Here is a 12,914-nt window from a genome sequence, read left to right on the forward strand (position 1 = left end):
AATCGGAAAAGAAGCACATCATGCAGCAGGCAGATTTCGTCATCATCGGCTCCGGATCGGCGGGCTCCGCACTTGCCTACCGGCTTTCGGAAGACGGCAAGAACACCGTCATCGTCATCGAGGCGGGCGGTTCGGATTTCGGGCCGTTCATCCAGATGCCGGCGGCGCTTGCCTGGCCGATGAGCATGAAGCGCTACAACTGGGGCTATCTCTCGGAGCCCGAGCCGAACCTAAACAACCGGCGCATCACTGCGCCGCGCGGCAAGGTGATCGGCGGCTCCTCCTCGATCAATGGCATGGTCTATGTGCGCGGCCACGCCGAGGACTATAACCGCTGGGAAGAGCTTGGCGCGCAGGGCTGGGGCTATGCTGACGTTCTGCCTTACTTCAAGCGGATGGAGCACAGCCACGGCGGCGAGGAAGGCTGGCGCGGCACCAACGGGCCGCTGCACGTCCAGCGCGGCGTCTTCCGCAACCCGCTGTTCCGTGCCTTCGTCGACGCCGGCAAGCAGGCGGGCTTCGAGGCAACGGACGACTACAACGGCTCGAAGCAGGAAGGCTTCGGGCTGATGGAGCAGACGATCTTCGGCGGCCGTCGCTGGTCGGCCGCGTCTGCCTATTTGAAGCCGGCGCTGAAGCGACCGAACGTCGAGGTCGTCTACGGCCACGCCCAGAAGGTGGTGATCGAGAACGGCCGGGCAGTCGGTGTCGAGATCGAGCGCGGCGGTAAGATCGAGGTCATCAAGGCCAACCGCGAAGTGATCGTTTCGGCGTCGTCTTTCAATTCGCCGAAGCTTTTGATGCTATCGGGCATCGGCCCCGGCGCGCACCTGCAGGACATGGGCATCGAGGTGAAGGCGAACCGGCCGGGCGTCGGCGCCAATCTGCAGGACCACATGGAATTCTATTTCCAGCAGGTCAGCACCAAGCCGGTTTCGCTCTATTCATGGCTGCCGTGGTTCTGGCAGGGGGTCGCCGGCGCGCAATGGATGTTCACCAAATCTGGCCTTGGCACCTCGAACCAGTTTGAGGCGTGCGCCTTCCTGCGCTCGGCGCCCGGCGTCAAGCAACCCGACATCCAATACCATTTCCTGCCGGTGGCGATCAGCTATGACGGCAAGGCGGCAGCCAAGAGCCACGGTTTCCAGGTGCATGTCGGCTACAATTTGTCGAAGTCGCGCGGCAACGTCACGCTGGCTTCGTCGGACCCGAAGGCGGACCCCGTCATTCGGTTTAACTACATGAGCCATCCTGAGGACTGGGAGAAATTCCGCCATTGCGTGCGGCTCACCCGCGAGCTCTTCGGCCAAAAGGCTTTCGACCAGTATCGCGGACCGGAGATCCAGCCGGGCGAGAAAGTGCAGACCGACGAGGAGATCGACGCCTTCCTGCGCGAGCACCTCGAAAGCGCCTATCACCCCTGCGGCACCTGCAGGATGGGCGCGACGACCGACCCGATGGCCGTCGTCGATCCCGAGACGCGCGTCATCGGCGTCGACGGTCTGCGGGTCGCCGACTCGTCGATTTTCCCGCACGTCACCTACGGCAACCTCAATGGGCCCTCGATCATGACCGGAGAGAAGGCGGCCGATCATATCCTCGGCAAGCAGCCTCTGCCGCGCTCCAACCAGGAGCCCTGGATCAACCCGCGCTGGGAAGTGAGCGATCGGTAGAACTGCCGACCGCTATCAGACGAAGCCGATCCAGCGACCGGCAAGCAACGCGGACGTCCACACCGCTGCGGAGAGGCCCGCCTGAAGGCGCAAGCTGAAGGCGGGCGAAGAGCCCGACACGGCCCGTCGCCAGGCTGCTTGCGCATGGACGACGGCCGCGTTCAAAATGCCGAGGACCAACACCCCCAGCTTCGCCAGGAAGGCCGGATTTTCGGCGTATTCGATCGGCTTGACGCTGAAAAGAGCAAAGCCAGTGAGAACAGCTCCCACAAGCCCGACGGCCGCGGCCCGTGACAGGAACGGGCCAAGCACCGCCAGCGGCAGCGAGCCGAACAAGCCCATCAGCCGCAGATCCAGTGGCAGGATCGCCCCGATCAGCAGCCCGATCGAAAGGATATGGGCGGCGTTGACCGCCATGTAGACAAGCGCCGAGCGCCGCAGCCCTGACGACAACGGGGTTGCGGCGAGCCATTCCAGGAGCTCGATCGCCATCGCTCAGTTCGTCTGAATCCGTTCCGGATAGATGTCGAAACGCTTGTCGGCGACCGTGATCCGTACCGCCTTCATCCGCTTTTCGTCGGGCTTCTGCGAGCGGTTTCCAAGCACGACGATCGCATCGCCTTTCTTGGCCGATCCTTCGACAAAGCCCGAGCGTTCGGTCTGTCGGGGGTTGCCAAGTTCGACAAGCCAGAAACCGTCGTCGGCGGTCGCAACATCGAGGGTCGGATGCGGGCCTCCCATCGTTATCTTCGCGATGGTACCCCGCAATTCCGTCTGTTCACCCTCGGCCCACGACCAGCCGTGATGCGCGGCGGCTCCCGTCGCCAAGGTGACTACGAGGATTGCACCGACTATCATTCGTTTCGCGCCCATGACGTGCATGTTCGTTTCTCCCTACCTCTGTAAAGGAGCGAATTGGCGCAGCATCGGGCGACGGAAAGCTATCTCACCGAATTTTGAGGCAGGAGCACAATGCCAAGTGGACCGGCCCAACGGTCGATGGGACCTAGCCCTAGGCGAGCATGCGGGTTACTTGCGCGACCTTTGCCGGAGCAACGGCATCGGCAATCGTGGTTGAGAACAGCACCTTGCGGGTGGCATCGGCCACCTTGGCGAAAACGTGGCGGATCTCGCAGTTCTGCTCACCATCGCAGTCGTCGCACTTGCGATAGGCAGTGATCGACAGGCATGGAAGCGGTGCGATCGGGCCGTCGATGATGCGTAATACCTCGCCGAAGGTGATCATGTCGGCCGGCTTCAGCAGGAGATAGCCGCCCTGTTTGCCACGACGGCTGACGACGATACCTTGATGTTTCAGGTCGAGCAAAATCTGTTCGAGGAATTTCTTCGGTATCTTCTGCTGCGCCGCGATGTCGGAAATCATCACCGGCTCGCCGTCATCGGCTGCCGCCAATACTGTCAGCGCCCTTAGCGCATATTTTGCCTTCTGCGTAATCATCTTTGACCGTCGACACACACATGGCGGGCGGAATCAGGAACCCACCGCAAGCTCTGTCCTGCCTCTATGGCATGCGCCGCATGAACGGAATTTGAACAAGCAGGCGAAACCCTTGAGAGACAAGGTTTTTGGCCTTGTTTTTTCACCCTCGGCCAATAGTCGAAATTTACGCCAAAATGCGCCCTAGATGTCATCACTTCACATTTCCGATTGACAGGCAACGTGTTACTCTACTAATTCAATAGACAATTAGTTTGACCGCTGCGAACCATTGCTGGCGCGGCTGCTTTTCCGCATTGCAGCGGCCGGGGAGAGATATTTGCTCCTATCGCCGCCGCTTTCGAAATCCGTTTTTCTGTCCGATCCAAGCCTGACCTGCGATACTCCGGCCAACATCAAGGACAGGATCCCCATGACTGTTGCTGCCAATCCAAACGCTGAAGCGGAAACGCTGAACGCGAAACTCTCAGGCCTTGACCTTGCCGGGCGTCTGTCGTTCGTCGCCGGTCTCGGTGGCCGCGTCGTCTTTACTACGTCCCTCGGCATCGAAGACCAGGTCATCACTGCCGAAATCGGCAATCACCGCCTGCCGATCGACGTCGCGACGCTGCAGACGGGACGTCTGTTTCCGGAAACGCTGGCGCTGATCGACGAGACCGAGAAGCAATACGACATCCACATCAGCCGCTACGAACCGGAGCAGGCCGATATCGACGCCTATGCCGCAAAATACGGCCTGAACGGCTTCTACGAAAGCGTCGAAGCCAGACATGCCTGTTGTGGCGTGCGCAAGCTGAAGCCGCTTGCGCGCGCACTCGATGGGGCAACCATCTGGATCACCGGTCTGCGCCGCGGCCAGTCGGCCAACCGCGCGGAAACGCCGTTTGCCGAGTATGACGCCGAGCGCCACCTGTTGAAGGTCAACCCGCTCGCCGATTGGGACATCGACGTCATCAAGGCTTACGTCACCGACAACAGCGTGCCGGTCAATCCATTGCATGCCCGTGGCTACCCCTCGATCGGATGCGAACCCTGCACACGGGCGATCAAGCCCGGCGAGCCGGAACGTGCCGGCCGCTGGTGGTGGGAACAGGATGAAAAACGCGAATGCGGCCTGCACGTGGCTGAAGAAGCCTCGGCGATTGCCGCACAACAGTAACCCGTCGACTTCGGGATCGGAGCGCGGCTTCCGGCCTGCGCTCCCTGAAGTCTGAAATGCACCTCGTTCCGGATGCCTCCCTTTCTGGAATGATCGAAGTCTGGAGTTAGAAATGCCCGATAGCCGTCCGGATACGGAACTCAGCAATCCCCAGAGCGCCAAGCCGCCGCTCGACCCGCATTTGAAGGCGCTTGAAAACGAAGCGATCCACATTTTCCGGGAAGTCGCAGCCGAGTTCGAGAAGCCCGTCATGCTCTACTCGATCGGCAAGGACTCGTCGGTCCTGCTGCATCTCGCACGCAAGGCGTTCTACCCCGGTCGCGTCCCCTTCCCACTGCTGCACGTGAACACCGGCTGGAAGTTCGCGGAGATGATTACCTTCCGCGACGAGATCGTGAAGAAGTACGATCTCGACCTGATCGAGCACATCAATCCGCGCGGTGCCGCCGAAAACATTACGCCGTTCACCTATGGCTCGGCGCGCTACACCGACATCATGAAGACGGAAGCGCTGCGCAATGCGCTCGACGCCGGAAAGTTCGATGCAGCCTTCGGCGGCGCGCGCCGCGACGAGGAAGCCAGCCGCGCCAAGGAGCGCATCTATTCCTTCCGCACGCCTGACCATCGCTGGGATCCGCGCAACCAGCGCCCGGAACTCTGGAACGTCTACAACGGCCAGATCCGCAAGGGCGAAAGCGTTCGCGTCTTCCCGCTGTCGAACTGGACCGAGGTCGACATCTGGCGCTACATTCAGGCGGAGGGCATCCCGATCGTGCCGCTCTATTTCGCGGCAAAGCGCCCCTATGTGGAGCGCGACGGCATGATGATCGCTGCCTCCGATCCGCGGCTCGAACTGTTGCCCGGCGAAATGAAGCATGAAGATTCCATCCGCTTTCGCACGCTCGGCTGCTTCCCGCTGACGGGCGCGATCCGCTCAACCGCCACTACCCTTGAAGACATCATCGCGGAGCTGGAAATCGCCACGGTTTCCGAACGACAGGGCCGCGCCATCGACCGCGACCAGTCCGGTTCCATGGAAAAGAAGAAGCGTGAAGGATATTTCTGAGATGACCGCAGCCGTAACCGCCGCACACGCCCTCGCCGTGCCCGCCGCAGAACCCGCGACGGCGACCCGCGACTCGCGACCGCTGCGCCTCATCACCTGCGGCAGCGTCGATGATGGCAAGTCCACCCTGATCGGCCGCCTGCTTTGGGACACCAAGGCAGTCAAGGAAGACCAGGCCGCCACGCTGCAGCGCGATTCCACCGGCAAGCAGAACGATCTCGGTCTGCCCGACTTCGCGTTGCTGCTCGACGGCCTGCAGGCCGAGCGCGAACAGGGCATCACCATCGATGTCGCCTACCGCTACTTCTCGACCGACAAGCGTTCCTTCATCGTTGCCGACACGCCCGGCCATGAGCAGTACACCCGCAACATGGCGACCGGCGCATCCACCGCCGATCTCGCCGTGCTGCTCGTCGATGCACGCGCCGGCATTCTGGAGCAGACGCGCCGTCACGCAACGATCGCCTCTCTGCTCGGCATCAAGCAGTTCGTGCTTGCGGTCAACAAGATCGACCTGACGAACTATGATCGCGCCGGCTTCGACAAGATCACGCACGAGTTCCGCGAATTCGCGCTGTCGCTCGGCGTCAAGCAGATCACCGCGATCCCGATGTCGGCCTTGAAGGGCGAGAACGTCGTCTACTCCGGCGAAGCAGCGATGCCGTGGTATGCCGGCCCGACGCTGGTCGAGACGCTCGAGCTTGCCACCGTCCGCTCGTCGCAGGCGACCGGCTTCCGCTTCTCCGTGCAGCGCGTGTCGCGTCCGGGCGAAAGCTTCCGTGGCTACCAGGGCACGGTTGCCGGCGGTTCCGTCAAGCCGGGTGACAGCGTCATGATCCTGCCGTCGGGCATGGTCGCCAACGTCACCAAGATCGTAACCTTCGATCTCGTCCGCAACGCCGCCGTTGCCGGCGACGCGATCACGCTGGTCCTCGACCGGCAGGTGGACGTTGCCCGCGGCGACATGATCGTCTCGATCGACAGCCAGCCGCAGGTTGGCCTGTCTTTCGACGCACAGATCGTGGCGTTGCAGCCTGAGGGCATAGAAGCCGGCAAGCGCTACTGGCTGAAGAGCGGTAGCCGTCGTCAGCGCGTGCAGGTGCAGCCAGTGGCACAGCTTGAGCTGAAGACCGGCGCCTGGGCTCCAGTGGATACGCTCTACATGAACGCGATCGGCAAAGTGCGCCTCGCCTTCGACGAACAGGCGATCTTCGACCCTTATGAGCAGAACCGCGCATCCGGCTCCTTCATCCTGATCGATCCCGACACCAACAACACGGTGGCCGGCGGCATGATATCAGGAAAGCGCAGCGAACTCGGCGGCATCCATGGCGGCGACGCCCGCGTGATCCTGTCTCTGCCGGCAGATCTTGCCGACCAGATCATGGCAAGCGAACTCTTCGCCAATCGCCGCCACGAGGCGGAAGTGCGGCGCATGACGGCCGCCGAAGCATCCGACCTCTGGTCGAACGCGGCCAGCGACATCTAACGAATGTTTGCCGTGGCCCGCTCCAATCGAGCGGGCCACGATTTCTACATGCTCGCCTGCACCCGATGCAGGTTGGCATAGACCCCGTCATGGGCCATGAGATCCTCATGGGTGCCGTGCTCGACGATGCCATCGCCCGTGAGAACCAGAATGCGGTCGGCGTGGCGAACGGTCGACAGACGGTGGGCGATCACCAGCGTTGTTCTCCCTTTCGCCAAACTCAGCAGCGCACGCTGCACCGCGCGTTCACTCTCGTTGTCCAACGCGCTGGTCGCCTCATCGAAGATCAGGATCGCTGGGTCCTTGAGGAAAACGCGAGCGATCGTGAGACGCTGGCGCTGGCCGCCCGAGAGCTTAACGCCGCGTTGCCCGATATCGGTGTCGTAGCCGTCAGGTAGCGCCATGATGAAATCATGCGCGTTCGCGGCACGAGCGGCGGCCACCACTTCGGCATCCGTCGCGTCCGGCCGTCCGTAGCGCAGGTTTTCCGCTATCGTGCCGGCGAACAGATACACATCCTGCTGTACGATGCCGATATGGCGGCGCAGCGACGCCAACGTCACGCCGCGAAGGTCGGCACCATCAATGCGGATTGCCCCGGACTGGATGTCGTAGAAGCGTGGGATGAGTGCGCAAAGCGTGCTCTTGCCCACGCCTGAAGGTCCCACCAAAGCCACGAACTCGCCCGGCGCGATGGTCAGGGAAACATTGTCGAGCACGCTGGCGCCTTCGTCAGCATAGCCGAACGTGACCTCGGAGAAGGCGATTTCCCCGTGAGGAACCGACAAAGGCCGGGCTCCGGGCCGGTCCGTGATGTCAGGTGCGATCTCCAGTATCTCCATGGCCCTGACGAAACCGGTGTAGCCCTCCTGCCAAAGCCGTACGAAGTTGGCGAGCCGTCTTACAGGATCGACCAGCACAGCCACGCAAAGCAGGAACGTCAGGAGATCGGCGACGGTGAGCTCCGCCGTCAGGATGCGGATAGCCCCGACGATGATGACAAGGATGGTGATGAGCTGCGCGAAGGTCTCCGTCCCGACGGAGAACCAGGCCTCGCTGCGGTAGCCGTCAGCACGGCTGCGGAGAAAGCCCTGATTGAGATCGGCGAAGCGCTCCTTCTCCCTGGCCTCGTTGGCGAAGGACTGGACGACACGAATGCCAGCCAAGGCATCTTCGACGCGCTCGTTGACGGCGGCGATCTGTTGCTTGCTGGCGTCGAGCGCGCGGTTCATGCGTCGATTGAAATGCAACGCATAGGCGATGGCCAGCGGCGTAAGCAGAAGGATGATGCCGGCCAACGGCGGATCGATGTAGAACAGGACAACCATTGCCCCGCCATATTTGAGCACGGCGATGGAGAGGTCTTCGGGACCATGGTGGAAAAGCTCACCCAACCACAGTGAATCATTGGTGATGCGGCTCATCAGCTGACCGGTGCGCTGCGTGTCGTGGAAGCTGAACGAGAGCTTCTGGCAGTGCTCGAAGAGCTCTTGGCGAACCGCCGCCTCGATCCGGGCACCCATCACATGGCCCTGATAGTCGACAAAGAAGATGGCGACGCTCTGGAGCACGAGGATCGCGAGCATGGCGGCCCCGATAACCAGGATCTCCCCGAAGGCCTGCGGCGTATCGCTCAGCGTCAAAAGATAGCGCGTGACGTAGTTGGCGCAGAGCGGCAGCGCGATCGCCGTGCCAGCAACGAGGATTGCACAAAACAGGTCCGCCAGCAGCAAAGGCAGATGCGGCCGATAGTAGGAGAGAAATTTGCGCCAGCGCGATGGCTGGCGTTCACGGTCGGCATCGATCTGCCGGGTCCGGAAGACCCAAAGAGAGGGTTTATGGCGTGGCGTGCTTTTCCTTGCGCGCGAGAACCGAGAAATCATGAAGCGTCATGTCCTTGTGGTCGATGTTTCCTTTCTGGTTGGACAGGATCGTTTTCATGTTGGTCTCCCGAAGCTGCAGGAATTGAGACCCAAGCATCGCAGACAAGCGCGGTCTTCTCAATATCGATGCGGGCGAAAGGCGCGAGATGTCATCTGCGCGCAACAGTCGGCGCTGGCGTCGCCAGAATGCAAAACCAGCACCGGGTATGTCAGCTCATATGCCGGCGTCCTGCTTGACGGCCCCGGTTTGTCGGCCTCGCCAGCGCGCCTACCACAGCGGCATATGGCGGTTGACATCCTTATAGAGCAGGTAGCGGAAGCGGCCCGGACCGCCGGCATAGCAGGCCTGCGGGCAGAAGGCGCGCAGCCACATGAAGTCGCCGGCTTCCACCTCGACCCAATCCTTGTTGAGGCGATAGACCGCCCTGCCCTCGAGGACGTAGAGGCCGTGCTCCATCACATGCGTTTCCATGAACGGAATGACGCCGCCCGGCTCGAAGGTGACGATGGTGACGTGCATGTCGTAACGAAGATCGGCCGGATCGATGAAGCGGGTCGTTGCCCAGGCATCGTCGGTGTCGGGCATCGGCTGCGGCGGATGATTTTCCTCATGCGTGAAGATCGCCGGCGGCGGATCCTGCCCTTCGACGTCCTGGAACGCCTTGCGGATCCAGTGGAACTTCACGGGCGCCGCGCTCTTGTTCCACAGCGTCCAGCGGGAGCCGGCAGGCAGGAAGGCGAAGGAACCAGGGCGCATTGCATGCGAGGCGCCCTCGAACTCGACGGTCATCTCTCCGTCGACCACGAAGAGCACGCCTTCGGCGCGCTTCTCAGGTTCTGGCCGGTCGCTGCCGCCACCCGGCTGCACTTCCATGATGTACTGCGAAAACGTCTCGGAAAAACCGGTCAGCGGGCGGGAAATCACCCAGGCGCGCGTGCCTTCCCAGTGCGGGAAATAGCTGGTGACGATGTCCGTCATCACGCTGCGGGGGATGACCGCATAGGCTGTCGTGAACACGGCCTTGCTGGACAGGAGTTCGGTCTGCGGCGGCAGGCCGCCCATGTCGGAATAAAAGTTTGCTTTGCTCATTGATTCACTTTTCACGGGCCGGGATTGTCAATCTGCTTTAAGCGCCGCATCTATTCTAGGCAACCTTTAGATTGCCGCCACCACGCGGCAGAATGTCCACAGCGCCTGGCCGCCTGAGGAGAGATGCCATGAGTCTGGAAAAACTTCGGGAAGACTATGCTGAGAAGGTCAAGGAGTACGAGGGCAACCTCAAATCCATGACGGAGAATGATGTGAAGCACTTCCGTGCCGAGGGATCCGGCCCGCTCTCCGACATCACCGAACAGATCCGCAACGAGTATTATCGACATATCGAGAGCTATGCCGCCCTGATTGCCGAGATCGATGCCATTCTTGGGGTGTAAGGATATACGTCAAAACCGGACAATCTCGCCGCCTGTCCGCAAGGTAGGGCGACGCGGATGCGTCGAGCCAGACCGGTCTTGCACTCCGATTTCGCGATGAGCGGACGGATACTCAGGCGATCTTGGCAAGTCCAGTATCGGTGTCGTCGGCCAGTATCTCAGCCTGCGCCACCGAAACGTTCGCCGACGCCATCAACAGCAGGCATAGGCCGACCGCGCGCGGCACTTCGACTTCGCCTGAAGCCCAGCGACGCGACGTGATCTGGTCGACACCAAACAGCCTTTCGACACCCGCGGCGCCCAGTCCCGTGACGGCAACCGCAGCTCTGTACTCCGAGGCCTTCATGCACTGTTCCTCGCCCGCTCGACGCGCGCTTGTCTGATATATTTTGTGTGAAGGACGGTACTTTAGTCCTAGCTTATATTTATGAATACCGAAAAGCGACAATTAGGCGTCTGTTTGCGACGCCGACGAAGCAGGCCTTTCGGCAAAGCGGTGAGAGCAAAGGGCCGGTGCTGCCGCGCCATGACCTGGGCGGCAAGCAAAGAAAAAAGCCCGCTTTCGCGGGCTTTTCGGCTGGTCGGAGTGGAGTGATTCGAACACTCGACCCCCACGTCCCGAACGTGGAGGCCGAAGTAGCTACGCAGCCTGTTTTAGACCGTTAATAATTGATCTCATTACGCTTTTTCCGTTTTCGGGCGATTCCAAGGCAAACGGGGCAATTTGGTTTCTGTCAGTTTCTGTCAGTTCCTGTCCGATGGCTTCGCCCCATTTTACTGTGAAATCTCCCATACCGGCGAAGGCGTCGGTGACCGTCTTGAGGTCCTTCTCCTCGACCTTGGCATAGGTGTTGACCAGCGTTTCGACGGTCATTCCCAAATACCCCGCGATGGCGATGAGCGTCAGCTTGGGCTGCCTGACCAACATGGTCGCCGCTGTGTGTCGGAAGGTATGGATTACCGCATCGGTATCCTCGCCCAGTACTTCACGAAAGCATTTGCGCATCGCCCGTGCGATCTCGCCAGGCTCCTCCTTGTCGTTGCTGCTGTAGGGATACATGCACGGATAGATGATTCCCTGCTTTTTCCACTTCACGCAGAAACGAGTCAGGATCGGTGGAAGTTCGATCTTGGGTGCCTTCTTGGTATCGTACTCGATCTCGTCCTCGCCGAGCCTGTGGAGCCACGCTTTCCACTCCGTTCGCCTGGTAGCGGGGTTCAAGACCTCCTTCAGCTCGATCCAAGGCCTGTCTCCTTCGTTCCGGAAGCTAGCGAGCGATACATCCGTTTTTCGCGATCCCGTGAAAAACGCGAGCAGGATGAACCTGGCCAGATGACGCCAGATAAACACTTCTTTCTTAGGATGCCCATCGACCCAGCCCAGGCCGCGCTTGAAGTAGGCATGGAGGTAGAGCCTCGCTACCTGCTTCTCGTCGAATACCGTTGTGCGGGCCTCGTACTTGCCAGTCAGCGGGATTTTCACGTGCGCTCTCGTGAGCCGGCGCTCGTGCGCGCAGGTTAGCGCGGCATTCAAATCCTGGAGATATCGCCGCGCCGACTGTGCGGCAAACTCGACGCTACTTACGTCGAAGGTGCCGGGATTGTCGGGAAGCTTCCGCTTGATCTCCCGATAGGTGCGGCCGCTGGCGACTCGAGCGGCTTCGGCCGCATCCCATTTCTTCTTCGCCTCCAAATATGCCGCTAGCTTTTTGGCGTGAGCCTCTCGAGCGCGCTGTCGCGTCCGATCTCTCAGGAAACGGACAAAATCGTCACGAGCCCCGATGTCGAGGTCGTCCAGTGACATCTCACCGAAATACTCAACAATCGTCCGTAGGCGGCTCAGGGTCTCATGAGGTCTCGCGACCTCCTTCTTCTTGATGTCGATGCCCGGAACGAAGTTCTCGATCCTAACATCGACATACAGATTGACGACGTCGGCAACGAGGACGTCTGCCGTATCCTGGTTCTTGATTTTGACCTTCGCGTTGGCGTACTTCTCGGCGATGTACTTCGCCTTCGCCAATTCAATCTTCGTCTCATAGTCCGGGTCTTTTTTACCGAACCCCAGAGAGAACTTGACTGGCTTTCCGTCCGCGTCAATGTCCCTGATGAAATAGGTGTCTGTTTTCTCATGGTGCCATGCCCTGACACCTCCCTTGGGACGCCCCATATTATCCTCCTACTTCTTCTTCGCTTTGGTTTTGTTCATCAGGGCGTCGATCTTTGACATAGCGGTCTGCGTGGCACCGGCCTTCCGTTCTCTATCTCGGACCGCAATTGCCGCCTCAGTGCGCGGCGCTCGGGCTGATCTCGCAGGCTCAGACAAGCCCCCAAGCGCCAACCAGGCTCGTAGCGCCTCGATAGTGACGGTCCACTTGTTGGATTCCTTTCGGCCTTCCAGATGCCCGTTGCGGATAGCCCGATCTAACGTGCTGACCTTGTAGGTCGGACTGGGGAGCCGCTCTCCATTGCGCAGCACCTCGCCGCCGAGGATCGGCAGATAGATCGCATTCGACAGGGTATGTCTGAAATCCTCGTCGAACGGCCGGGTTGTCCTACCCGCAGCCTCTCCCAAAGCCAGGTCGATCGCCCCATGGAGCGTGCGGCTGACGGAGTTGCAATACAGTTCGTGCACCACAATGAGCTCGTCGATATCCGCCATGAGACGTCGGCTCATCTCAGCCTCACTCAGTCCGTCCAACTCGTCATCTTTGTCCAATTCAGATGCTCCACGTTATTTCTGTCCGGGCA

The 12,914-nt window shown here is 60.8% G+C and carries 13 protein-coding genes; 5 read left to right on the forward strand and 8 right to left on the reverse strand.

Annotated elements, in window-relative coordinates; all coding sequences use genetic code 11:
- Positions 1-20 precede the first annotated feature (20 nt).
- Entirely contained in the window at positions 21-1,673 is a 1,653-nt protein-coding gene (gene betA / locus FHT77_RS02105; protein ID WP_183752091.1) for a choline dehydrogenase, read from the forward strand.
- Positions 1,674-1,688: 15 nt separating this feature from the next.
- On the opposite strand, the gene FHT77_RS02110 is transcribed toward betA, so the two are convergent.
- The 3 genes from FHT77_RS02110 to FHT77_RS02120 form a co-directional block, all read right to left on the reverse strand.
- Positions 1,689-2,165: a DUF6644 family protein gene (locus FHT77_RS02110; protein ID WP_183752093.1), complete on the reverse strand. Its 477-nt coding sequence runs from the start codon at positions 2,163-2,165 to the stop codon at positions 1,689-1,691.
- Between the two features lie 3 nt (positions 2,166-2,168).
- Positions 2,169-2,555, reverse strand: coding sequence for a DUF6152 family protein (locus FHT77_RS02115; protein ID WP_183752095.1), 387 nt, complete (start codon positions 2,553-2,555; stop codon positions 2,169-2,171).
- Positions 2,556-2,685: 130 nt separating this feature from the next.
- Positions 2,686-3,132, reverse strand: a complete 447-nt coding sequence (locus FHT77_RS02120) for an RrF2 family transcriptional regulator (protein ID WP_183752097.1) — start codon at positions 3,130-3,132, stop codon at positions 2,686-2,688.
- A gap of 412 nt (positions 3,133-3,544) precedes the next feature.
- Here FHT77_RS02120 and FHT77_RS02125 point away from each other — a divergent pair, with 412 nt between their 5' ends.
- The 3 genes from FHT77_RS02125 (at position 3,545) to cysN (ending at position 6,846) form a co-directional block, all read left to right on the forward strand.
- Positions 3,545-4,291, forward strand: a complete 747-nt coding sequence (locus FHT77_RS02125) for a phosphoadenylyl-sulfate reductase (protein WP_183752099.1) — start codon at positions 3,545-3,547, stop codon at positions 4,289-4,291.
- Positions 4,292-4,403: 112 nt separating this feature from the next.
- On the forward strand, positions 4,404-5,357 hold the full coding sequence (cysD, locus tag FHT77_RS02130) for a sulfate adenylyltransferase subunit CysD (protein ID WP_183752101.1): 954 nt from the start codon (positions 4,404-4,406) through the stop codon (positions 5,355-5,357).
- Position 5,358: 1 nt separating this feature from the next.
- Positions 5,359-6,846: a sulfate adenylyltransferase subunit CysN gene (gene cysN / locus FHT77_RS02135; protein WP_183752103.1), complete on the forward strand. Its 1,488-nt coding sequence runs from the start codon at positions 5,359-5,361 to the stop codon at positions 6,844-6,846.
- A gap of 44 nt (positions 6,847-6,890) precedes the next feature.
- Here cysN and FHT77_RS02140 read toward each other — a convergent pair whose 3' ends face one another.
- Together FHT77_RS02140 and FHT77_RS02145 are read right to left on the reverse strand one after the other, a co-directional pair.
- Complete coding sequence (locus FHT77_RS02140) at positions 6,891-8,729, reverse strand: ABC transporter ATP-binding protein (RefSeq protein WP_183752105.1); 1,839 nt, start codon at positions 8,727-8,729, stop codon at positions 6,891-6,893.
- A gap of 268 nt (positions 8,730-8,997) precedes the next feature.
- The gene (locus FHT77_RS02145) at positions 8,998-9,819 is read right to left on the reverse strand and encodes a bifunctional allantoicase/(S)-ureidoglycine aminohydrolase (RefSeq protein WP_183752106.1); all 822 of its coding nucleotides are present in this window, start codon (positions 9,817-9,819) and stop codon (positions 8,998-9,000) included.
- A gap of 128 nt (positions 9,820-9,947) precedes the next feature.
- Here FHT77_RS02145 and FHT77_RS02150 point away from each other — a divergent pair, with 128 nt between their 5' ends.
- Positions 9,948-10,163, forward strand: coding sequence for a hypothetical protein (locus FHT77_RS02150; RefSeq protein WP_016553119.1), 216 nt, complete (start codon positions 9,948-9,950; stop codon positions 10,161-10,163).
- A 112-nt stretch (positions 10,164-10,275) separates the two neighbouring features.
- On the opposite strand, the gene FHT77_RS02155 is transcribed toward FHT77_RS02150, so the two are convergent.
- The 3 genes from FHT77_RS02155 to FHT77_RS02165 all read right to left on the reverse strand — a co-directional run bounded on the left by FHT77_RS02155 (position 10,276) and on the right by FHT77_RS02165 (position 12,825).
- Complete coding sequence (locus FHT77_RS02155) at positions 10,276-10,509, reverse strand: hypothetical protein (protein ID WP_183752108.1); 234 nt, start codon at positions 10,507-10,509, stop codon at positions 10,276-10,278.
- A 294-nt stretch (positions 10,510-10,803) separates the two neighbouring features.
- Positions 10,804-12,333, reverse strand: coding sequence for a hypothetical protein (locus tag FHT77_RS02160; RefSeq protein WP_183752110.1), 1,530 nt, complete (start codon positions 12,331-12,333; stop codon positions 10,804-10,806).
- Positions 12,334-12,342: 9 nt separating this feature from the next.
- The gene (locus tag FHT77_RS02165) at positions 12,343-12,825 is read right to left on the reverse strand and encodes a hypothetical protein (RefSeq protein ID WP_183752112.1); all 483 of its coding nucleotides are present in this window, start codon (positions 12,823-12,825) and stop codon (positions 12,343-12,345) included.
- Between the last annotated feature and the right edge of the window lie 89 nt (positions 12,826-12,914).

Origin of the sequence: Rhizobium sp. BK181, assembly GCF_014193305.1 — a bacterium.
Taxonomy (GTDB): domain Bacteria; phylum Pseudomonadota; class Alphaproteobacteria; order Rhizobiales; family Rhizobiaceae; genus Rhizobium.